The following is a 21491-nucleotide window of genomic DNA, read 5'->3' on the forward strand; positions in this document are numbered from 1 at the left end:
TTCAACCTTTGTCGTTTTTCAGGATGAGCAGAAAAGAAGGATTTCGAACGCGCATTCAAGACAAGGGAAAAGGCCGCTATGGGCCGGGACCGCCGTCGAAGTCGAAAAGGGCGGCAAGCGGACGCGCTTCGCAAGCTAAACAAAAGACAGCAAAATGCACAAGTGGACGCAAGCGATCAGATTGACCTAGCCACCTCTGTCGCCCGCGAGCGCATCCAATACGGCCGAGGAACTTTCGGCGACGGCGATGCAGTAGCCGCGCGAAAGGCGCTTAGCGATGGTGCGGCCCATGCTGCCAAGCCCCCCGGCAATCTGGGTCAGGGGTCCGTCGTCTTGGATCGCCCTCGCACGGGCCTCAATTCCGTTCGCCCAACACCAAAGTGCGCAGCTTCGGCCCGTCGAAATTTCCGCCACAAAGGAGCACCACATTGGTTTGCCCCTTAGCTTTGACTTTGTGGAAGGCCGCCATCGCAAGCGCCGCGGCGCCCTCGACCAAGAGCGTTTCATCCTGCGCCAGGGCCCGCAGAGCGGCGAGGATCTCAGACTCCGAACAGGTCACAACTTCGTCAACCACCGCCTGTGCCAGCGGCAGCGTCAGGGTGTCCTCATCGATCCCGCCCGCAACAGCGTCAGCCAGAGTGTCAAGGTGGTCGCAGTCCACCACATGGCCCGCCTTCATCGACAGCGCCAGTGCTTGGGAGGCTTCGGCAGCCGCGCCGATGATCCGGGTCTTGGGAGAAAACGCCTTCATGACCGCGCCAATGCCACTGATCAGCCCACCGCCACCCATGGCGATGAAGAGATTGTCGATCGGCGGCCCGTCCAGCAATTCCAGCCCGATTGTGCCCTGACCAGCGATCACATCGGCATCGTTGTAGGGCGAGACATAGCGGGCGCCGGTCTCTTGCGCGAGGCGCTGAGCATATTGCTCGGCCAAACCGGTTTCCGCACCGTGAAGCACGACCTCAACGCCATAAGAGCGGATCTTTGCCAGCTTTTCCGGCACGACGCTCTCGGGCAGCACAACGGTCAGCTTGGCACCTAGCGACTGCGCAGCCCGCGCAGCACCGATGCCGTGGTTGCCAGAGGAAGCAGTGACCAGTGCGCTGCCCGGCGGCAGGGCTGTCATCACCGAGGCCGCGCCCCTGATCTTGAAAGAGCCGGTCAGCTGAAAGTTCTCGGCCTTGAACCACAGGCCCGGGGCGCGAGCAGGCAAAAGGGGTGTCTGATAGATGTGGCCAGCAATGCGGCGGCGTGCCTGAACAGAGCGGGCGGCAGAGGCGAGGATCAGGTCGGTCATTGGGCAGCCTTGGCACGGGAGAGGACGAGGCGCGCCATGGCAATGTCTTGCGTGGCGACGCCGGTGAGGTCGGCGATGGTGATATCGTCGGGCGCGCGGCGGACAGATGTGCCCGCCAGCACAGCCCCAAGCTCCATGCAATCACCAGGGCCGATCAGCCCTGCGGACCTTGCATGGGCGAACTCACCGTGGTCCAGCGATTGTGCCAGATTGTCCGCGACGCGAATGTCGGCTCGGGCGACAAGTGCGGTTTCCAGCTCTTGCTTGCCAGGGCTGTCGGCACCGATGGCTGTGATGTGGCAGCCCGGGCGGATCCAGTCAGCTTGGATCAGCGGCTCAGCAGCAGGCGTAGCTGTCAGGATCACGTCCGCACTGCGGCAGGCCCGTTCCAAGTCGGGGGCGACGGTCGCACCCTGCAATCTTGCGACCAAGGCCGAAGCGCGGCCTGCGTCGCGGCCCCAGATCGCGATCTCAGCCTCGGGCATCAGGTGCCGTAGCGACCGCGCCAGCCAGTATGCCTGCGTTCCGCTGCCGACAATCACAAACCGCTGTGAGTTGGGGCGACACAACGCCAAGCTTGCCACCGCGCCGCCAAGCCCAGTGCGAAGGTCGGTCAGATAACCCTCATCTGCCAATAGCGCCTCCATCTGCCCGGTCAGGGCCGAAAACACAAGGACAACCCCTGTGCTGGAGGGCAATCCCTTGGCAGGATTATCATAAAACCCTGAGGCGATCTTGACGGCAAAGACCGTATCTCCGGCGATATGGCCGAATTTGATGTGGCAATCGCCATGGGCCGCGGGAAAGCCCAGGTAGCCGACCGGCGGCAGGTTGGCGCGGCCATCGCTGATTGCGCGGTAGGCGTCGCGCACGGCCTCGGCGGCGGCTTCGTCGACCGAAACCAAAGCCTCGATCTGAGGGCGAGAGAGTTGGATCATCGAAACCTCAGTTTGCAAGCGCCAGAAGTGCCGCCCGCGCCAGAAGCTCAGCGCCGGGCGCAATGGTGTCGTCGTTGAAGTCATACTTCGGCTGGTGCAGGCCTGCTTCCGATGCCAACTCGCCATTGCCGAGGAAGGCATAGGCACCGGGCAGCACGCTCAGGAGCTCGCCGAAATCATCCCCTGCCATGACCGGAACCGGCGGAGCGATCAAGGCCGTCCCCGCCGCCCGGCGCAGGATGTCCCGTTCGGGGGTGGTGTTTATAACCGGGCTGCAGGGGTGTGGGTCAAACTCAAGCGTCCATCCACAGCCCGCCATCTGGGCTGATGCCTCGGCCACTGCCGCCACGCGGGCGCGCAAGTGCCCCAGCGTCTGGGTGCGAAACGCGCGAAGCGTCCCGGTTAGCACAGCCTCTTGCGGGATGATGTTTTGGGCATGGCCCCCCTGAAAGCTGCCGACCGTTATCACAGCCGCCTCCATCGGATCGACCGAGCGTGCAACGGCCTGCTGAATGCCAACCATGAACTGCCCGCCTGCCAAGAGCGGATCGCCGGTCAGATGCGGCATCGAAGCATGGCCGCCTGCGGCCTGAAACCGCAAAGAAAACTCTGCCGTGCCCGCCATGACCGGCCCGTCATGCACCGCCACCGCCCCAGCCGCGAGGCCTGGCCAGTTGTGAAGCCCAAAGATCCTCTCCATTGGAAAGCGGTTTAGCAATCCGTCGTCCAGCATCATCCGGGCGCCGCCGTATCTCTCTTCGGCGTGTTGGAAGACCAGATGGACTCGGCCAGAAAAATCTTGCCGCTGCAGGATCATCGCCGCACCCATGAGGATCGCCATATGGCCATCATGGCCACAGGCATGCATGACGCCGAGGTTCTGCGAAGCATAAGGTAGGCCGGTCAACTCTGTGATCGCCAAGGCGTCCATATCTGCCCTCAGCCCCACCGCCGGCCCATTTTTTCCGACCGTGGCCACCAGTCCGTGTCCGCCAATCCCCGTGACGACGGGCAGACCGATTTCGGTCAGCCGCCCAGCCATAAAGGCGGCAGTCTGCTCTTCGGCGCAGGACAGTTCCGGATGGCGGTGCAGGTGGTGACGCATCTCGACCAGCCGATTTAGGTCTTGTGACGACAGCATAGTGCCTCCATGGATTTTCTTGTCCAAGTTATACAGATCGGTATAACCCGAACAAGCCCGATGAGATGCCATGCCCCTGTCCGCCTATTACCCCCTTTGCGACGCCATAGCTCTTCTCTTGCAGCCGCAAGCCGAAGTCGTGTTGCACGACCTCGCAACTGAAACGGTGGCGCATATCGCCAACCCCTTTTCGCACCGCGAGGTGGGCGAGCCTTCATTGTTGCACGAGATCGACTTTCGTCCCGAAGTCGCGCTGATAGGCCCCTATGAAAAGGTGAACTTCGATGGCCGTCGACTCAAATCGGTCAGCGCGGTGCTGCGCGAGGACGGGCGGGCGGTGGGGGTGATCTGCATCAACCTTGACGTGACACATCTGCAATCTGCAATCGAATTGCTGACAGCCCTGACCCGCGTGCCCCCGGGGGTTGGGCGGCCTGCCGTGCTTTTCCAAGAGGATTGGCACGAGCGTATCAACCAGTATGTCCATGCTTGGACCGCGCGGAACGGTGTCGTGATCACCGACCTCAGCCGGGCGCAAAAGCTACAGTTGGTGGGCGAGCTTGCTGCGGACGGTGCCTTTGGCGGAAAGCACGCGGCGGCCTATGTCTCGCGCGTGTTGCAGATGAGCCGGGCCAGCGTTTACAACTACTTGCGCGCCGCCAAAGGCGAGGAGGGCTAGATGGATCTGCAGACCGAGGGCATCGAAGGAACGGTGGTAACTTTCGCAGGCGGCAGCCTGCATGAGGCCGCGTTGGTGGTTCTAACTGCCGAGGTCGCAGGCGAGTGGCTTGTGGTGACAAATCGCAGCCCCTTCCACCCGGTCAGCCTGTCTTGGCCAGATCAACCCGGCGATCGCGGCTGGCTGATCTGCGGCACCAATCGCTCAAGGGTTCTGGACTGCCGCGAGGGGCTTTTGAACCAGCGAACCGGGGTTCTGTCGGTTGGCGACGCGGCGCGCGCTTTGAAGCGATCAGACCCCGAACTGACCTCAGTCGTGCTGCATGTGACCGACGCTGCCCCTACGACCAAGGCCGTGACTCTGGAGGTCGACGCAACCTTTCGCGCCGCCTTGTCGCTGCAACACACTGGGGTCCACCTCGCGGCGCTGGTGTTGAACAAGGTCGCGGCAGGCTTTTGGGGCAAAGACCCGCAAGACCCCGATAGCCTTGGCGCCCCGAACCTCGACAAGGCGGCGGTGACGTGCTCCCTGATCAGCGAAGAGGCCTCGATCGATCACTACCGGCTTGGAAAATCGCTGCGGAAAAAAGGGTTTGATGCGGCGGGTTTCCTTGCAGACCTGCCCGCGCGCGCCACTGAAATGAACGAGGCGCTGCAGGGACTGTTGGGAACCCCGGCCCCTATCCACATCTCCCCACCAGAGGGTCCCCTTGCCGATCGCCGCCTTTGGTCAACCCGCCTCAACGGGGCTGATATCGCCATGCCTTGCGGCGGCACCCACCTGACGGACCTCACGGAATTGACTGAGATCATGGTTTCTATGGATCCGACCGAGGACGGCTTCGTCATGCGCACATGCAGTATTTCCACGGCCAGCCGCAGAGACTGAGTGAGATGCTGGATGGCCACAGGGCTGAACTGCCCGAAGGCGAACTCGCGGACATAGGTCTTGTCTGAGGTCAGCCCCTTGCCGGCAACCAATGTTCGCAAAGGCGCAATTGTTCTGCGACAACATAGGCAGTCCTAAGTCCGCTATGGGCCGAAAGACTCGCTCTGTGCTCTTGAGATTGTCGGCGTCGCGGCATTAACCTGACCGGCCGGTTTGCGCTGTGGAGTGTGCGTTAGCGCGCTACGCAGCAACCTGAATTGTAGGTTCTTCAACGCATCGTGCCCCCGCAACCAAAAAAATGTAACAAAAATATCAATTGCATATGCCTCCCGCACCGGGGGCTTCGTCATTTGGCTTTCAGAACAATTGCCACGTCCGCTGCCGCGTTCACTTGTCGCTTGACGATGACCGAAGCGGAAGTTCGCCATAAACAAGAGCCAGAAAGCTGACGGTAGGTGGCGGAATCCATCCGCGCTGCATGAGCGTTAGCTCATCCGCAAGCGATTGTTGGTGCCTAGTTATCCAACTACGGGTCCCCTCGGACCGAATGACCTCGGAACTTGGACCCCGACCCACCCCCGCGGGGGCTGAAACGGCCCTGCCTTCCACAGGAACGGCTATGTAACGTGGTTTAGAAAAGGCTAACAAAGGCCACTCTGTTCGATTGGAAGAACCCGCCCCTGCGGTTGGTAACTCATTCCCTCCGCCATCACGTACAATTTCGAATAACTCCGCTGGAGCACGCACTATTCTGCAGGGTCCGGCAAATATGACCGGATACAGGCGGGCAAAAGCTGCCTCTGTCCCCGTGGCAACCATGTCATTGACGAACAAGCTCACAGGTCTGCAAAAGGTCAGATGCCGTTACCCAAGCGCGCCCTTGAGATGTGATGGTTCTTCAAGCAAAGTGGATTGGGCAAGCTATAATGACGTCCCTGGATGTCGCATGGCACCCCTTTTCCAATGGCAGAACACCCGATGAGCACACTCCTCCAAACCGATGCACTGGACTTGGCCGCTCGGATCGCCAGACGAGACCTCTCCGTGCGTGAGGCGACGGAGTCTGCGATTGCGTCCATTGAAAGGCAAAACCCAACGCTTAATGCGGTTGTGGCTGAGCGGTTTGATGCCGCGCGGGCTGAGGCGGACGAGATGGACCGCGACCGACCCGAACAGCTACCGCCGCTTTGGGGCGTGCCGTTCCTGCTTAAGGATGTGAACCTGTATTCGTCCGTGCTGCCCACCCGCTTCGCCTCGCGCTTCTTTGCGAGTGCGCAGCCAAGAGGTGACAGCACGATGGTTCGCCGTTGGCGCGAGGGTGGGCTTGTCGTTCTGGGTACGACAAACACACCAGAGTTCGCGGGCGATTTCACGACCGAGCCGTTGTTCTACGGGACATGCCGAAATCCGTGGAACGTCGGGGTAACGGTCGGTGGCTCCAGCGGCGGTGCGGGTGCTGCCGTCGCCAGCGGCATGGTCCCCTTGGCGCACGGCACCGATCTGGGCGGATCGATCCGCATCCCTGCCGCCTGCTGCGGGGTGTTCGGATTTAAACCCTCGGTCGGGTTAAATCCGTTAGGGCCGTGGTGGGACGAAATCGCTGGAGGTCTGGATTCCGATCACGTCCTGACCCGGTCCGTGCGCGACAGTGCTGCGGCACTCGATCTGACCGCAGGTCCGGACTGTGGGACGCGGAACGGACGTCTGGCACCAACGGGTGGCTTTCTGAAGGGATTGGACACAGCGACTGGTCCTTTGCGTATCGGATTGGCGACGAAGAATGCTTACCGGCAGTCCGCTGGTGCCGCGCAAGTTGCGGCGGCCAAGAAGGTGGCCCACCTCCTAGACGCGATGGGGCATGTCGTGGTGCCCTATGAGTTCCCGGTTGAAGCGCAGTTTGGCGCGTGGTTTGACTCGCTCTGGATCGTCGAAGTCCTTCATCTGGTGGAGGAACGCGCGCGCGAGCTTGGGCGCCAACCCGAACGCCACGAACTGGAGCCGATGACTTGGGCCTATATCGAGCAGGCAAGGCGGCTTTCCGCCCTTGATCTGATGGAAGCCCGCCTGAACATGACCACGGTGGCGCAGGCGATTGGACGTTCGATGAGTGAGATCGATTTGGTACTGACGCCCGCATTGGGCGAGGATCCTGCCCCGCTGAACACTCTGACCTTTGCAGCCTGCGGGTCAGAGCTCCAGACGTGGGTTGAACGGGGCTATCGCTTTGCCCCCTTCGCGACGCCGGCCAATCTTGCCGGGCAGCCCTCGGCGGTTTTGCCGGTTTCCCTGACTGCGTCTGGCTTACCGGTGGCTGTACAGATAACCGGTCGGCCCGGCGCGGATGCGCTTGTCCTGCGCCTGTCCAAAGCGCTGGAGGACGCGATCGGATGGGCTGGGTTGCCTGAGTGACCAACCAGAGAAATCGGCTGGGAAGAGGACGCGGGCGCAAGTAAGCGACCACTTTGATGCTAACATCCAATCGAGTGTCAGCGAGAAAGTTAACTCTTTTAGGAATCCTTTTCTTGATCTAGCTTTCGGCAAGATTCTGGACACCCTGGGGAGCAAGAAATGACAACTGAAGTAATGAAGCTAAGCCGCCGGAGCCTGCTGACAGTGAGCGCCGCGCTGACGCTTGGCGGGCTTTTGCCGCTGCGCGCCAATGCCGCCGGACCGATCAAGATGGCGGGCATCTATACGGTTCCGGTCGAGCAGCAATGGGTCAGCCGCATCCATCAGGCCGCTGAAGCCGCCAAGGCGGCAGGGGCCGTTGACTATGTCTACACCGAAAACGTGGCCAACACCGACTATGCCCGCGTCATGCGCGAGTATTGCGAACAGGGCATGCAGCTCATCGTCGGCGAAATCTTTGGCGCCGAGCAAGAGGCCCGCGAAGTGTGTGCCGAATATCCGGGCGTGGCCTTCCTTCTGGGGTCGTCCTTCATGCCGGACGAGGCCGCGAACCCGAACCTTGCGGTGTTCGACAACTACATTCAGGACGCCTCGTATCTGTCCGGCATCATCGCTGGGGCGATGACCAAGACTGGCAGCATCGGTATGGTCGGTGGCTTCCCGATTCCCGAAGTGAACCGCCTGATGAACGCCTTTATGGCGGGCGTCCGCGAAACCCGGCCTGATGCCAAGTTCCAAGTGTCGTTCATCGGGTCGTGGTTCGATCCACCCAAGGCTAAGGAAACTGCCTTTGCCATGATCGAGGCTGGTGCTGACCTGCTTTACGCAGAGCGCTTTGGCGTGTCGGATGCGGCTAAGGAAAAGGGCGTTCTGGCCATCGGCAACGTGATCGACACACAAGCTGATTACCCCGACACGGTGGTTGCCTCGGCACTTTGGCACTTTGAACCGACGCTGAACGCTGCGATTGAGGCGATCAACGGCGGGGCCTTTAAGGCCGCGAACTATGGCGAGTATTCCTTCATGAAGGTGGGCGGTTGCTCTCTGGCGCCGCTCGGCACTTTTGAAGGCAAGGTTCCGGCCGATGTGATGGCTATAGTTACCGCCAAAGAAGCCGCGATTAAGGACGGCAGCTTTACCGTCGCCATTGACGACAACGAGCCGAAGTCGTCGTGAGCCAAGCCAATCTGGGGGCGGGGGACACTGTCCTCCGCCTCGACAACATCACCAAGCGCTTTGGCGCGCTTGTTGCCAATTCGGGCGTCACCCTTGATCTAAAGCGTGGCGAAGTCGTTGCCCTTTTGGGCGAAAACGGCGCGGGTAAGACCACGCTGATGAACATCCTATTTGGTCATTATCAGGCTGATGAAGGTCGCGTCGAAGTGTTCGGCCAGACCCTGCCGCCCGGCAATCCTCGCGCCGCATTGGCGGCAGGGGTTGGCATGGTGCACCAGCATTTCACGCTGGCGGATAATTTGTCGGTGCTGGACAATATAACCTTGGGCACGGAAAGCCTGTGGTCACGCGGCAAGGGTCGCGCTGTGGCGCGGGCACGGATCGCCGCGCTTTCGTCCGAGTTTGGGCTTGCCGTCGACCCCGATGCGCGGGTGGGCAGCCTTTCGGTGGGTGAACGGCAGCGGATCGAAATCCTCAAGGCGCTCTATCGTGAGGCCCGCATTCTGATCCTTGATGAGCCAACCGCCGTTCTGACCCCGCAGGAAACAGATGCGCTGTTTGACACGCTGCGCAAGGCGATCGCCTTGGGCCTGTCGATCATCTTCATCAGTCACAAGCTGCATGAGGTCATGGCGATTGCCGACCGCTGCGTCGTGCTGCGTCATGGAAAGGTGGTCGGGCAGGTCGAGACCCACGCGACGGACCGAGCTGCTTTGGCAGCCCTGATGGTCGGCAGCGCGGTTGCCTTGCCAAAAGCAGAAACCCGAGCCGCTGGCCCGGTTCTGATGCGGATTTCTAAGGTGACGACGCGGGCCAAGGGGACCGCCACTGGCCTGTCTGATCTGTCGCTGGACCTCTGCGCGGGTCAGATTGTCGGTTTGGCCGGAGTGTCGGGCAACGGGCAGGCGGCGCTGGCTGATCTGATTTCAGGCCTTTTGCGTCCCGATCAGGGCCGGATCGAGATTGACGGGGCTGAACCCGCTGCTTGGTCGCCGCGTCAGGCGGTGAACCACCAGATCGCCCGCATCCCGGAAGATCGGCACAAGACCGGCACGATTTCCGATTTCAACCTAACCGAAAATGCGGTGCTAGAAGCCTATTCCCGCCCCCCCTTTAGCCGGCATGGCTGGATGAACTGGCCTGCGGCGCAAGGCTTTGCCAAGGATGTCATCGCCAAATACGACGTGCGCTGTCAGGGGGTGTTGCAACGCATCCGGCTTTTGTCGGGTGGCAATATGCAAAAGCTGATCCTTGGCCGGGTGCTCGAGCCGGGTCCTAAGATTATCCTTGCCAATCAACCAGTCCGGGGTCTGGACGTGGGGGCGATTGCCTATGTCCAGTCGCGCCTGATCGCTGCGCGCGATGCGGGTGCGGCGGTTTTACTGATTTCTGAGGATTTGGACGAAATACAGAGCCTTTCCGATGTCATCCACGTCATCAGCGAAGGCCGCTTGTCACCGGGTTTTGCCCGTGGCTCCAAGACGGCGGCTGAGTTGGGACTGTGGATGGCGGGGCAAGGGTTTAGGGCAGGTGACCATGCGGCTTGAGCCGATCCCGAACCCGACACTTGCACGCCGGTTGGGCCTGCCCGCTGCCGCGCTGGCGGCGACGGTCGTCGTTGCCAGCCTGCTGGCGCTGTTGGCCGGGGCCAATCCTTTTGCGGTTCTGGGTCAGATCGTCACCGGGGCGGTCGGGTCGAAGTTTGCGCTTCTGGAAACCCTGAACCGGGCAACGCCGCTGATCTTCACCGGTCTGGCGGTGGCTGTGGCTTTCAAGGCCAAGCTGTGGAACATCGGTGCCGAGGCGCAGCTTTATGCTGGCGCCATCGTGGCGGTGCTCTTGGGCACCGGGGCCGTGCCGTCGCCCTTTGTGCTGCCGGTGACGGCGGTGTTTGCGATGCTGGCGGGGGCGCTTGTGCTCCTTGGCCCGGCCTTGCTGAAAACCCGGCTAGGCGTGGACGAGGTCGTAACGACGCTGTTGTTCAATTTCATCATGCTCTTGTTCGTCAGCTATCTTCTTGAAGGCCCGATGAAAGACCCCATGGGCATGGGCTGGCCCAAATCTGAGGCCTTGCTGAAAGAGGCGCGTCTGCCCCGCATTGCAGAAGGTCTGCGGCTCCATTGGGGCTTTGTGCTGGCCATGATTGCCGCCGTGGTGGTCTGCGTTATCGAACGGCGCACCAGTTTCGGTTTTGAGATGCGGGCAGTGGGGTCAAACTTTGGCGCGGCACGGTTTGCCGGGGTGCCGGTCAACCGCGTGCTGATCCAGACCGCGCTCTTGTCGGGCGGTCTTGCGGCCCTTGCCGGTTGGTCTGAAGTTGCGGGTCTCAAGGGCCACCTCAGCCAAGACCTGTCGCCGGGCTTTGGCTATACTGGGATCATCGTCGCCATGCTGGCGCTGTTGAACCCGCTTGCGGTGATAGGGACGGCGATCTTTGTGGCCGGTATCTTCGTAGGGTCCGATGCGATGAGCCGTGCCGCCGGGGTGCCGACCTATATCGCCGATATGCTGCTGGCTTCGGCGCTGTTGTTCATGGTCCTGGCGATCCTTCTGACCAAGATGCGGGTGGTGCGAGGATGAGCGATATTCTTGAAATCCTGCTGTCTGCCAGTTTCTGGGCAGCCGTGATCCGCATCGCCGCGCCCTTGGTGCTGGCAACCATGGGTGAGTTGATCTGCGAACGCGCAGGCGTGCTGAACCTTGGGATCGAGGGGATCATGGTCATCGGCGCCTTCACCGGATGGCTGGCCGTTTACCAAGGCATGCCCCTGTGGGGCGGTGTCGGGGTGGCAATGGCGGCGGGGATGATGTTCGGGCTGCTTCACGCCACGCTGACGGTGCCATTTGGCCTGTCTCAGCATGTGGTCGGCCTTGGCGTGACCTTGCTGGCCACGTCGACAAGCTCCTTTGCCTACCGTTTGGCCCTGCCCGAAGTGACCAGCCCGCCGAAAATCGAACCCTTTCAGCCACTGGACCTGCCGATCCTGTCTGATCTGCCCTTCTTGGGCGAAGTGTTTTTCACCCAGACGGCCTTCACGTGGTTTGCCTTTGGCAGTGCGGTTCTTGTCGCCCTCGTGCTGTTCCGCACCCCCTTGGGTCTTGCCGTTCGCGCCGCGGGAGAGAACCCGTCGGCGGTTGAGGCACAAGGTTTGTCGGTCACCGGACTGCGGATGGGCGCGGTGATCTTTGGCTCTGGCCTGATGGCAATGGGCGGGGCGTTCCTGACCTTGTCGGCCTTTTCCTCCTTCTTCTTTGAGATGGTCAATGGCCGGGGCTGGATCTGCGTCGCGCTTGTGGTTTTTGGCGCGTGGATGCCCGGAAAGGCCGTGCTGGGGGCGATCCTCTTCGCCGCCTTTGACGCGCTGCAAATCCGGCTGCAACAGACGCCGCTTGGGGCAGATCTGCCCTATCAGGTCTTTCTGATGGCACCCTATGTGCTGTCTATTCTGGCGCTTATCCTGATGTCGCGCCGTGCCGAAGTGCCCGCCGCCTTGATGACGCCCTACAACAAAGGGGAACGCTGATGTTCGATCTTCTGATCAAGGGTGGCACGCTGCCCGATGGGACCATTTCCGATATCGGGATCAAAGGCGACCGGATTTCGGCCGTAGGGCGGCTGGATGGTCCTGCGGTAAAGGTGATCGACGCGACCGGCGATCTGGTCTCACCCCCGTTTATCGATCCGCATTTTCACATGGACGCGGTGCTGTCCTATGGTCTGCCTCGGATCAACGCCTCGGGCACGCTCTTGGAAGGCATCGGCCTTTGGGGCGAATTGCGTGAGACGGCGACAGTGGATGAGATGGTTGAGCGCGCTCTGCGCTATTGCGACTGGGCGGTCAGCATGGGGCTTCTCGCGATCCGCACCCATGTTGATACGACCCCCGACCACTTGCGCGGGGTCGAAGCGATGCTGGAAGTGAAGCGCCGCGTTGCCCCTTATCTCGACCTGCAATTGGTGGCCTTTCCGCAGGACGGCCTCTACCGCACCCCAACCGGACGGCAGAACGTGGTCCGGGCCTTGGATATGGGCGTGGACGTGGTCGGCGGCATCCCGCATTTCGAACGCACGATGGAGGAGGGCGCTGACTCCTTGCGCGATCTTGCCCGGATGGCTGCCGAGCGGGGGTTGATGTGGGACGTCCATTGTGACGAAACCGATGATCCCATGTCGCGCCACGTTGAAACCATGGCGCGCGAGGTGACACGACATGGTCTGGGCGGTCGTGCGGCGGGCAGTCATCTGACCAGCATGCATTCGATGGACAATTACTATGTCTCGAAATTGCTGCCGCTGATTGCGGAATCCGGGATGACGGCCATTCCGAACCCCTTGATCAACATCACACTGCAAGGCCGCCACGACAGCTATCCCAAGCGGCGCGGTTTGACGCGGGTGAAAGAGATGCAGGCGATGGGCATCACCGTTGGCTGGGGGCAGGACTGCGTGCTGGACCCCTGGTATTCGCTGGGCACCGCCGACATGCTAGACGTGGCCTTCATGGGCCTGCATGTCGCGCAGATGACCCACCCCGCCGAGATGGCCCGTTGCTTTACCATGGTTACCGAATGCAATGCCGCGATCATGGGATTGCAGCACTATGGGCTGAAGGTCGGCGATCAGGCCAGTCTCGTGGTGCTGGACGCCTCGAATCCGATCGAGGCGCTGCGGCTGCGCCCTGACCGGCTGGCGGTGGTGTCGAAGGGACGTGTTGTGGCCGAACGCCACCGCAACGACTGCCGCCTTGATCTGGCTTCCCGGCCTCAGTCTGTCCGGCGCAGGCTGTGATGGAGCGCTGCAGCCACCTGTAACTCCCTGAAGAGATTAGGGCGCAGTTCGTCTGCGCCGGGGCGTTAGGCACTTGAACTGCAACTCGCCTAAACGTTGGCTAGGAGCCTTCGGCAACCGCAGCCTTGCGCTGCAGGACGGCCGCGAAGAAGCCATCGGTGCCATGGCGCGCGGGCGTCAACGACAGGTAATCGCTGTCGGCCGCAGCCGTGAGATGAGGTGCCGCCTCACTCAGTGGCACGACATGAAAGGTGGGATGTGCGGCGAGGAATGCAGCCACCTGCGCTTCGTTTTCCTCAGGCAGCATTGAGCAGGTGGCATAGACAAGCCGACCCCCCGGTTTGACCAGACGGGCCGCACTGGTCAGGATCCGGCCTTGCAAGGCCAGAAGGTTGTCCAACCCCAAATCCGGTGCGCGCCAGCGGGCATCGGGGTTGCGCCGCCATGTGCCTGTGCCGCTACAGGGCGCATCGACCAGGACGCGGTCAAAACGGCCCTTGTGGCGCTTGACCCAGCGATCGGTTTCGCTGGCCAAAAGCCGGGTCTCTCCATTGTGCAGGCCTGCACGGCGAAGGCGTTCGGCGCAGCGCTTTAGGCGGGCTTCGTTGACATCGCAGGCAACGACATGGCCCTTGTTGTTCATGTCGCTGGCGATGGCCAGCGTCTTGCCCCCGGCCCCGGCGCAGAAATCAACCACCTGCTCTCCGGGTCGGGCTCCGACCAGCAGCGCGACAAGCTGGGAACCCTCATCCTGAATTTCGATCTCGCTGGTCTTTAGCCCCTTCAGCCTAGCAAGGGAGAGGCGTTCTTTCACCCGGATGCCATGAGGCGCAAGACCTGTGGCCTCGGCCTCGAGGCCAAGGGCTCTCAGGTCTTTCAACACAGTCTGCCGCGTCGATGTGACGGGATTGACCCGCAGGTCCAGAGGCGGCGGCGTCAGGGTCGCCGCCATTTCCGCCAAGAACCCCTCTCCAAAGCGCCGCTGAAGGGCCGGGAGCGCCCAGTCCGGACATTCAACGCGCACCTCAACGGGCATGTCGGGATGCATCATCGTGCAGCCCCGGAGCTTGACCAGCACCGCGTATTCGTCGTCCGACAGGGCGGAGGGCGCGAATTTGGTGCCATCGAAAAGGCCTTTGACCTGATCAGGAGCCTTGCCTTCCGCAAGGATAAGCCAGGCCAGCAGCCGGGTTCGTGGAAGGTCACTGTATCCCTGGCGCGCCAGCCACCAGCCAAGTCGGGCGCGATGGCGAAGAAGCGCATAGAGCAGCTCAAGCACGATCCCACGATCCCGGTCGTCGATGTCGCGCCGGCTCCGAAAGAAGGCAGATGTGACCGCATCGACAGGGCGCCCTGCGCCCTCGACGTCACACAGCAGATCAAGCGTGGTTTGCAGGCGAGCAGTGGGGATCACGATCAGATGGTCAATTTGCTTGAGCGATAGGACAGGCGCGAACGGGTTGCTGGGCTCTGTTCGCACCGACGCCCAGCTCCCAGATGCCTTGTGGCACGGTTGGCGGTTTACCGGGAAGATCAGATTTTGAAAACGGGCATTTAGGGGTGTTGGCAGACGAACCTTTGCTGAGTCGATCAAGAAGCGAGGACGGGCGAACTTAGATTGAGGTGATTGAGCTACTCCCCGAAAATCGGACAGTGACGGAAGCTACGATCTGACGTCTGCTGGTCTCCAAGAACGAGGAGATCAGAACATTAAGAAACGCAGGAACCATGACGCGGCGTTCAAGGCGCGTGTTGCGTTAGAGGCGCTGAAAGGCGAGCGCACAGTGTCGGAGCTGGCAGCCGAATATGGTGTGCATCCGACGATGATCCATCAGTGGAAAAAGGCTCTGTTGGACGGCGCGGCGGAGATCTTCGAGCGGGGCGGCAAGAGAGCGCCCGAGATCGACGAGGACACGGTGCGGTCGCTGCATGCAAAGATCGGGGAGCTGGCTGTGGCCAACGATTTTTTGTCACGAAAGCTCAAGCCTTGGATCGGCAAGTGAGGCGCGGGATGATTGACAAGAACCACCCAAGTCTGTCGGCCGGGGCGCAGTGCCGCCTGCTGTCGATCTCGCGGTCGTCGTTTTACTACGAACTGATGGGCGAGACGGCCATGAACCTCGACCTCATGGTGAAGATCGACAAGCAGTTCCTCGAGACGCCGTTTTATGGGGTCCAGCAGATGACATGGCACTTGCGGAACGATGGGCATGTCGTGAACTCCAAGCGCATTCGTCGACTGATGCGGCTTATGCGCTTGATGCCGATCTACCAGAAGCCTGATACCAGCCGACCAGCGAAGGGCCACAAGACCTACCCCTATCTGCTGGGCGGGCTACGGGTGGAGCGGCCCAATCAGGTCTGGTGTGCTGACATCACCTACATCCCGATGCGCCGTGGCTTCCTCTATCTGGTCGCCATCATGGACTGGTATACCCGCAAGGTGCTGGCCTGGCGGATATCCAACACGCTGGAAGCCGACTTCTGCGTGGAGGCTTTGAACGAGGCGATCCATAAGTTCGGCCCGCCCGAGATCATGAACACGGATCAGGGCAGCCAGTTCACGTCCTTCGTCTGGACTGACAGGCTGAAACGGGTTGGCACCCGGATCTCTATGGACGGCAAAGGGCGCTGCATCGACAACATCTTCATCGAGCGCCTGTGGCGGTCCCTGAAGTATGAATGCGTCTATCTGCACGCCTGGGAAACCGGATCGCAGGCACGGGTCGGCATCGGGCGCTGGATCACCTTCTACAACCACCAACGCCCTCACACTGCCCATGGCGGCCAACCGCCCGCCGTGGTCTACTTTAACCGCATTGAAACCGATCAGCAGGTGCAGGCAGTAGCTTAAACAACCCGGAAAGCTGTCCAAGAGTTGGGGAGTAGCTCAGTTTGCACTCTCTCTCGCGAGCGATCCACACACTCAATTCACTGCAAGAGGAAGTGCTGTGCGCGCGGGTTGGTGCCGATGGGGTGCAAATGCTTGGTACCTTAAAGGTTCCTTTAGAACGAAGATGCACCTAGGTATGCGGCATCGTAAACCTTGAGTTTGACCGTATGCATCACAGCTTGGACGTCGCATGAGGGTTGCGTCTTGTGATCACGCCATGATTCAACAGCTCTATTCGCTTTACGACAAGTTGGGTATTTGAAGTTGGTGACACTCACTGTATCAGTTAGCTAAATCAGTGGCGGGACGTTGAAGATCTAGAGCGCGCGCAAGGTCTCGATCCGTAAGTCATTGACAAAATGTATAAAAAATGGCCCCGTAGCTCAACGGATAGAGCGTCCCCCTCCTAAGGGGAAGGTTGCAGGTTCAAGTCCTGCCGGGGTCGCCACCCAAGAACCGCGAGGCCAAGATGGTGCGTGCTTCCGCCGTGCAAGAGTTTCTGAATGCCGCTGAAACCGGCTTGAAACGGGTGACAGGCCCGGGGGCAGACGTGGTGCAGCAGGTTGTAGCGCGGTGGAAAGACCCGCGACCAAGCCATGCGCAACCGGTGCGGCTTCCGGTCTGCGACTGGATCGTACCGGCGCTGGCAACCCAAGATGGCCCTTTGGCACGCAGCTTTGCCCGGATTGAAGGGCAGTTGTCATGGGGGCGGCGCAAGACTGCAGACCCGGCGAACCTCGCATTTTGGGATGGTCATGCGAACGCAGTGATCTTGGGTCCAGGCGGGTTGGAAGAGCGCAACGATTTGTGGGTAGGCGTCACCGTCATGGCGCCCGGTGTGCTTTATCCCGACCACGACCACGCGCCGGCCGAGGTCTATCTGCCCCTGTCGGCTGGCGAGTGGTGGAATGCCGAAATGCCATGGACTGATCCGGGCCATGGCGGGTTCATTTATAACCCGCCCGGCATCTTGCATGCGATGCGGGCGGGTCCTGCGCCGTTTTTGGCGCTGTGGTTTCTGCCGCTTTAGGCGTCCAGATTCTCCACGCTCAGCGCGTTGGCCTGAATGAACTCACGCCGTGGTTCGACCACATCCCCCATCAGCTTGGAGAAGATGTCGTCGGCATCGGCCAGATCGTCGATCTTCACCTGCAAGAGGGTCCGCGCTTCGGGGTCGAGCGTGGTTTCCCACAGCTGTTCGGGGTTCATTTCGCCCAGACCCTTGTAGCGTTGCAGGGTCAGACCCTTTTCGCCCTCGGCCAGAATCGATTTCAACAGGTCAATCGGGCCATAAACCATCTGCTCGCGGTCCTTGCGAACCAGACGGCCCGGGGTGGCGTAGACGTCACGATGTTGGCTGGCCAGATTGGCCAACCGCCGCGCCTCGCCCGAGCGCAGGACCGCGCCGTCCAGCGTGCGCAACTCCTCAACCCCGCGCAGAATGCGGCTGAGGCGGATGCCATGATCTTGCGTGATGCGGCCGTTCCAGCCTTTTTCATATTCCACCGCCACCAGATTAAGCCGCGCAGCCACAGCATCGGCCACCGCCTGTAGATCGGCGTCAGCACGGCCTGCATCAAAGGCTCCTGCCAAGGCGGCTTGCTCCAAGATCGGGCGCGGATAATGGGTGGGGAAGCTGTCCAGCGCCTTGCGGAACGCGCGGGCCGCTTCGACGATACGGGCAAGGTCAGCCCCGGCAATCTCCTCGCCGGTCTGCAGACGCAGAACCGCGCCCTCAATGCCCATCTCGACCAGATAATCCTCAAGCGCGGCTTGATCTTTCAGGTAAACCTCGGACTTGCCGCGCGCGACCTTATAGAGCGGAGGCTGGGCGATATAGAGATAGCCACCCTCAATCAACTCGGGCATTTGGCGGAAGAAGAAGGTCAGCAACAGCGTCCGGATATGCGCACCGTCCACGTCGGCGTCGGTCATGATGACGACCTTGTGGTAGCGCAGCTTGCCGATGTTGAACTCATCGCGGCCAATCCCGGTGCCAAGGGCCGTGATCAGCGTGCCGATTTCCTGACTGCCCAACATCCGGTCAAAACGCGCGCGTTCCACGTTCAGGATTTTGCCGCGCAGGGGCAAAACCGCCTGATTGCTGCGCGAGCGGCCTTGCTTGGCCGACCCGCCCGCCGAGTCACCCTCGACAAGGAAGATCTCGGACTTCGACGGATCGCGCTCCTGACAATCGGCCAGCTTGCCGGGCAGGGACGCCACATCCAGTGCCGTCTTGCGGCGCGTCAATTCGCGCGCCTTGCGGGCGGCCTCGCGGGCCATCGCGGCCTCAATGATCTTGCCGACGATGACCTTGGCGTTGGCAGGGTTTTCCTCAAACCATTCCGCCAGCTTTTCGTTCACCAGATTTTCCACCGCCGGGCGCACTTCGGACGAGACCAGCTTATCCTTGGTCTGGCTGGAAAACTTCGGATCCGGCACTTTGACCGACAAGACGCAGGTCAGCCCTTCGCGCGCATCATCGCCGGTAAAGTCGATCTTTTCCTTCTTCGCGATGCCGCTTGTCTGGGCATAGGCGTTGATCGTGCGTGTCAGCGCACCACGGAACCCGGCCAAATGTGTGCCGCCATCGCGCTGCGGGATGTTGTTGGTAAAGGGCAGGACCATCTCGTTGTAGCTGTCGTTCCACCACATCGCGACTTCCACGGTGATGCCCGCACGCTCGCCGATCATGTAGATCGGTTCGGCCATGATCGACGATTTCGACCGGTCAATGTATTTCACGAATTCGCGCACGCCGCCTTCGTAGAACAGCTCGGTGTGGAGCGGTTCCGCCGGGCGCTCATCCTCGATGAGGATCCGCACACCCGAGTTCAGGAAGGCCAGTTCGCGCAGCCGGTGTTCCAGCGTCTTGAAGCTGTAATCCAGGTTGGAGAACGTGCCATCGGGGATATTGGTCTTGGCGCTTGCCAGAAAGCGCACCTCAGTGCCGCGCATGCCGGGGGCTGGGCCCACCTCATGCACATGCGCCACGCAGTCGCCATGTTCGAACCGGGCACGGTATTCGATGTCATTGCGCCAAACCCGCAGCTCCAGCCACTCCGACAGCGCGTTCACCACCGACACGCCCACGCCATGCAAACCGCCCGACACTTTATAGGCATTGCCGCTGTCATCGGTGTTGTTGAATTTGCCGCCCGCGTGCAGCTGGGTCATGATGACCTCGGCCGCTGAAACGCCCTCTTCCTTGTGCATGTCCACGGGGATCCCACGACCGTTGTCGCGCACCGAGACGCTGCTGTCGGCGTGGATTTTCACGGTCACGGCAGTGGCATGGCCAGCCAGCGCCTCGTCAATGCCGTTGTCGACAACCTCATAGACCATGTGATGCAGGCCCGACCCATCGTCGGTGTCACCAATATACATGCCGGGGCGCTTACGAACTGCTTCTAACCCCTTGAGAACTTTAATCGAATCGGCGCCGTAGCTTTCCGGCTTTTTGGGCTCTTCGGCCATGTGGTCTGCATCCCTTGAATTGTCCGCGACTTATAGCGGTTCAGGGGGGCAATGTCACGTCTTGGACACAAGATTTGGTGGTCAAAGGAAGGGAATAACCAAAGCCACGCCAATCAGCAAAACGCCGGAAAATACGTTCAGCCGCCGCACGGCTTCGGGGCTTTGCAACAGTTGCCGGGCGCGGTCGAGAAAGAGCGCCAGCACCAGATTGCCGGCCATCGGGATCAGTGCGGAGACTGAGATGATCAGCGCTGTGTCCACCGCCGTCAGCGTGCCAAGGGTGAAGAACCCGGGCAGCGCACCCATGTAGAACAAGATGGCCTTCGGGTTGCCAATGACCGCGGCCAAGCCCACGGAAAACCCGGCCCAGATGCCGGGCTTGGTCAGCCGACTGTCGGCCCCGCCCAGACTGCCCGATTTGCGGATGAGCATCACGCCCATCGCAAGGAAAATCACCGCCGCCGCCCAGCGCAGCAACGACAGGATGTCGCCGTAAGCGCTCTCCACCCAAGAAAGGCCTAAGATCGCCAGTAAGGGCCAGATCAGATCCCCCAAGGCCACGCCCACGGCCAAAGGCCAGGCCGCCGCCATGCCCCCCGACAAGGCGCGAGCCAGCAAGGCCACCCAGACCGGGCCGGGAACCGCCCAAAGCCCCGCCATGCCAAGGGCATAAAGGCCCAGTTCCACCCACGAGATCGTCATTCTGCAATCCTAGACATTCCATGGTCATCACTGACCGTCACCACAGACCCCCGATCGCCCATCGCCTCAAACAGCGCGGCCTCGGTGCCGGTCATGATCGCCTGCGCCCCCAAGGCGCAGATCTCGTCATAAAGCGCGGCGCGCCGGGAAATGTCCAGATGCGCTGCCACCTCGTCCAACAAGATCACCGGGGCGCGGCCCAGATCTGCCGCCAAGGCCCGGGCGTTGGCCAAGATCAGGCTGATGAGCAGCGCTTTCTGCTCGCCAGTTGAACACTGCCCCGCCTCGGCCCCCTTGGAGGCGTAGATGGCGCGCAGATCGCTGCGGTGCGGCCCTTGCAGCGTGCGGCCTGCGGCCATGTCGCGCCGCCGCCCCTCAGCCAAGGCCAGCGCCAGATCCTCAATCGGCAGATCCGGCTCTCCATCCGGCCCGGTCAGCGAAAGCTCTGCCCGGGGAAAGGCCGATCCCCCGTCTTGGGCCTCGGCCAGTCGGGCCAGCGCCGCTTGCCGATTGGCCACAAGGGCGGTGCCCGCCTCCACCATCTGTGCCTCGAGCGCGCCATACCAGCGCGCATCGCTCACCTGATCCTTCAGCAACCGATTGCGGTCGCGCATCGCCTTTTCATAGGCCAACGTCACGTCGGCATGATCGGGCATGAAAGACAGGGCAATCCGGTCAAGGAACCGCCTGCGCCCCTCGGCCGCTTCGATCCACAGCCGGTCCATCGCGGGCACCAGCCACAAGATCCGCAGGATCCGCCCCAAACTCGTCTGCGGCGCAGGCTTGCCGTCAATCCGCAGACTGCGCGGCTCGCCGGGTTCGGCCCCCGTCTCAATGTCATGATGCGCCGCAATTCCCGCGACACGGGCGCTGATCTTCCAGCCAACCGCCTCGGGCCGCCGCGCCAGATCCTCCGCCGCCGCGCGCCGCAAGCCACGACCGGGCGACAACAGAGACACCGCTTCCAGAATGTTGGTTTTGCCCGCGCCGTTCGGCCCTACCAAAGCCACAGGCCGACCATCAAACACCAGCCGCGCCGCCTTATGGCTGCGGAAATGCGATAGGGTCAGCGATGATATGGCAAGCCCACTCAACGCAA

18 protein-coding genes and 1 tRNA gene are annotated in these 21491 nt (G+C 61.6%); 12 read left to right on the forward strand and 7 right to left on the reverse strand.

The features are described 5' to 3' along the window. Window positions 1–355 precede the first annotated feature (355 nt). The 3 genes from AC72UB_RS00945 to AC72UB_RS00955 are packed head-to-tail and all read right to left on the reverse strand — an operon-like array spanning window position 356 to window position 3379. Window positions 356–1300, reverse strand: coding sequence for a threonine ammonia-lyase (locus AC72UB_RS00945; RefSeq protein ID WP_505188116.1), 945 nt, complete (start codon window positions 1298–1300; stop codon window positions 356–358). After that, on the reverse strand, window positions 1297–2238 hold the full coding sequence (locus AC72UB_RS00950; RefSeq protein ID WP_505188117.1) for an ornithine cyclodeaminase family protein: 942 nt from the start codon (window positions 2236–2238) through the stop codon (window positions 1297–1299). Before AC72UB_RS00950 ends, AC72UB_RS00945 begins: the two co-directional genes overlap by 4 nt. Window positions 2239–2245: 7 nt before the next feature. Continuing rightward, entirely contained in the window at window positions 2246–3379 is a 1134-nt protein-coding gene (locus tag AC72UB_RS00955) for a M20 metallopeptidase family protein (RefSeq protein WP_505188118.1), read from the reverse strand. A 70-nt stretch (window positions 3380–3449) separates the two neighbouring features. Here AC72UB_RS00955 and AC72UB_RS00960 point away from each other — a divergent pair, with 70 nt between their 5' ends. The 8 genes from AC72UB_RS00960 (at window position 3450) to AC72UB_RS00995 (ending at window position 13320) form a co-directional block, all read left to right on the forward strand. Next, window positions 3450–4058 (forward strand): helix-turn-helix transcriptional regulator, encoded by a 609-nt coding sequence (locus AC72UB_RS00960; RefSeq protein WP_505188119.1) that lies wholly within the window; start codon window positions 3450–3452, stop codon window positions 4056–4058. Further along, window positions 4059–4946, forward strand: coding sequence for an alanyl-tRNA editing protein (locus AC72UB_RS00965; RefSeq protein ID WP_505188120.1), 888 nt, complete (start codon window positions 4059–4061; stop codon window positions 4944–4946). Window positions 4947–5924: 978 nt separating this feature from the next. Next, window positions 5925–7355, forward strand: coding sequence for an amidase (locus AC72UB_RS00970; protein WP_505188121.1), 1431 nt, complete (start codon window positions 5925–5927; stop codon window positions 7353–7355). A 159-nt stretch (window positions 7356–7514) separates the two neighbouring features. Further along, the gene (locus AC72UB_RS00975; RefSeq protein WP_505188122.1) at window positions 7515–8531 is read left to right on the forward strand and encodes a BMP family protein; all 1017 of its coding nucleotides are present in this window, start codon (window positions 7515–7517) and stop codon (window positions 8529–8531) included. Beyond that, window positions 8528–10078 (forward strand): ABC transporter ATP-binding protein, encoded by a 1551-nt coding sequence (locus AC72UB_RS00980; RefSeq protein WP_505188123.1) that lies wholly within the window; start codon window positions 8528–8530, stop codon window positions 10076–10078. Before AC72UB_RS00975 ends, AC72UB_RS00980 begins: the two co-directional genes overlap by 4 nt. After that, complete coding sequence (locus tag AC72UB_RS00985; protein WP_505188393.1) at window positions 10068–11111, forward strand: ABC transporter permease; 1044 nt, start codon at window positions 10068–10070, stop codon at window positions 11109–11111. Before AC72UB_RS00980 ends, AC72UB_RS00985 begins: the two co-directional genes overlap by 11 nt. Next, window positions 11108–12055 carry an ABC transporter permease gene (locus tag AC72UB_RS00990; protein WP_463288596.1) on the forward strand — a complete coding sequence of 316 codons (948 nt, stop codon included), beginning with the start codon at window positions 11108–11110 and terminating at the stop codon, window positions 12053–12055. Before AC72UB_RS00985 ends, AC72UB_RS00990 begins: the two co-directional genes overlap by 4 nt. After that, window positions 12055–13320, forward strand: a complete 1266-nt coding sequence (locus tag AC72UB_RS00995; RefSeq protein WP_505188124.1) for an amidohydrolase family protein — start codon at window positions 12055–12057, stop codon at window positions 13318–13320. Before AC72UB_RS00990 ends, AC72UB_RS00995 begins: the two co-directional genes overlap by 1 nt. A 100-nt stretch (window positions 13321–13420) precedes the next feature. On the opposite strand, the gene AC72UB_RS01000 is transcribed toward AC72UB_RS00995, so the two are convergent. Next, window positions 13421–14371: an RsmB/NOP family class I SAM-dependent RNA methyltransferase gene (locus AC72UB_RS01000; protein ID WP_505188125.1), complete on the reverse strand. Its 951-nt coding sequence runs from the start codon at window positions 14369–14371 to the stop codon at window positions 13421–13423. Here AC72UB_RS01000 and AC72UB_RS01005 point away from each other — a divergent pair. From AC72UB_RS01005 to AC72UB_RS01020, 4 genes are all read left to right on the forward strand, one after another. Then, the gene (locus AC72UB_RS01005) at window positions 14363–14764 is read left to right on the forward strand and encodes a hypothetical protein (protein WP_505188126.1); all 402 of its coding nucleotides are present in this window, start codon (window positions 14363–14365) and stop codon (window positions 14762–14764) included. The two genes, AC72UB_RS01000 and AC72UB_RS01005, sit on opposite strands and share 9 nt — an antisense overlap. A 265-nt stretch (window positions 14765–15029) precedes the next feature. Further along, window positions 15030–16174 (forward strand): IS3 family transposase gene (locus AC72UB_RS01010; RefSeq protein WP_505188394.1). Its coding sequence is split into 2 segments (ribosomal slippage): window positions 15030–15282 and window positions 15282–16174, totalling 1146 coding nucleotides; the frame shifts between segments, so codons are not numbered across the junction. Window positions 16175–16585: 411 nt separating this feature from the next. After that, window positions 16586–16661: transfer RNA gene (locus AC72UB_RS01015), tRNA-Arg, on the forward strand. After that, window positions 16632–17243, forward strand: a complete 612-nt coding sequence (locus tag AC72UB_RS01020) for a dimethylsulfonioproprionate lyase family protein (RefSeq protein WP_505188127.1) — start codon at window positions 16632–16634, stop codon at window positions 17241–17243. Before AC72UB_RS01015 ends, AC72UB_RS01020 begins: the two co-directional genes overlap by 30 nt. Here the strand turns inward: AC72UB_RS01020 and gyrB are convergent. From gyrB to recF, 3 genes are all read right to left on the reverse strand, one after another. After that, window positions 17240–19690 carry a DNA topoisomerase (ATP-hydrolyzing) subunit B gene (gene gyrB / locus AC72UB_RS01025; RefSeq protein ID WP_505188128.1) on the reverse strand — a complete coding sequence of 817 codons (2451 nt, stop codon included), beginning with the start codon at window positions 19688–19690 and terminating at the stop codon, window positions 17240–17242. The genes AC72UB_RS01020 and gyrB overlap by 4 nt on opposite strands. An 81-nt stretch (window positions 19691–19771) precedes the next feature. Continuing rightward, complete coding sequence (locus AC72UB_RS01030; protein ID WP_505188129.1) at window positions 19772–20392, reverse strand: LysE family translocator; 621 nt, start codon at window positions 20390–20392, stop codon at window positions 19772–19774. Beyond that, window positions 20389–21486, reverse strand: coding sequence for a DNA replication/repair protein RecF (recF, locus tag AC72UB_RS01035; protein ID WP_505188130.1), 1098 nt, complete (start codon window positions 21484–21486; stop codon window positions 20389–20391). Before recF ends, AC72UB_RS01030 begins: the two co-directional genes overlap by 4 nt. Window positions 21487–21491 lie beyond the last annotated feature (5 nt).

It is taken from the genome of Allotabrizicola aquatica (SeqCode) (genome assembly GCF_965194375.1).
GTDB classification, from domain to species: Bacteria; Pseudomonadota; Alphaproteobacteria; order Rhodobacterales; family Rhodobacteraceae; genus Tabrizicola_A; species Tabrizicola_A aquatica.

Excerpts from the sequence above, each read along its gene's own strand:
- AC72UB_RS00960 (WP_505188119.1), top strand. The coding sequence starts at position 3,450 with ATGCCCCTGTCCGCCTATTACCCCCTTTGCGACGCCATAGCTCTTCTC.
- AC72UB_RS00955 (WP_505188118.1), bottom strand. The coding sequence starts at position 3,379 with ATGCTGTCGTCACAAGACCTAAATCGGCTGGTCGAGATGCGTCACCAC.
- AC72UB_RS00970 (WP_505188121.1), top strand. The coding sequence starts at position 5,925 with ATGAGCACACTCCTCCAAACCGATGCACTGGACTTGGCCGCTCGGATC.
- gyrB (WP_505188128.1), bottom strand. The coding sequence starts at position 19,690 with ATGGCCGAAGAGCCCAAAAAGCCGGAAAGCTACGGCGCCGATTCGATT.
- AC72UB_RS01000 (WP_505188125.1), bottom strand. The coding sequence starts at position 14,371 with ATGATGCATCCCGACATGCCCGTTGAGGTGCGCGTTGAATGTCCGGAC.
- AC72UB_RS00965 (WP_505188120.1), top strand. The coding sequence starts at position 4,059 with ATGGATCTGCAGACCGAGGGCATCGAAGGAACGGTGGTAACTTTCGCA.
- AC72UB_RS00985 (WP_505188393.1), top strand. The coding sequence starts at position 10,068 with ATGCGGCTTGAGCCGATCCCGAACCCGACACTTGCACGCCGGTTGGGC.
- AC72UB_RS00945 (WP_505188116.1), bottom strand. The coding sequence starts at position 1,300 with ATGACCGACCTGATCCTCGCCTCTGCCGCCCGCTCTGTTCAGGCACGC.
- AC72UB_RS00990 (WP_463288596.1), top strand. The coding sequence starts at position 11,108 with ATGAGCGATATTCTTGAAATCCTGCTGTCTGCCAGTTTCTGGGCAGCC.
- AC72UB_RS00995 (WP_505188124.1), top strand. The coding sequence starts at position 12,055 with ATGTTCGATCTTCTGATCAAGGGTGGCACGCTGCCCGATGGGACCATT.
- AC72UB_RS01030 (WP_505188129.1), bottom strand. The coding sequence starts at position 20,392 with ATGACGATCTCGTGGGTGGAACTGGGCCTTTATGCCCTTGGCATGGCG.
- AC72UB_RS00975 (WP_505188122.1), top strand. The coding sequence starts at position 7,515 with ATGACAACTGAAGTAATGAAGCTAAGCCGCCGGAGCCTGCTGACAGTG.
- AC72UB_RS00950 (WP_505188117.1), bottom strand. The coding sequence starts at position 2,238 with ATGATCCAACTCTCTCGCCCTCAGATCGAGGCTTTGGTTTCGGTCGAC.
- AC72UB_RS01005 (WP_505188126.1), top strand. The coding sequence starts at position 14,363 with ATGCATCATCGTGCAGCCCCGGAGCTTGACCAGCACCGCGTATTCGTC.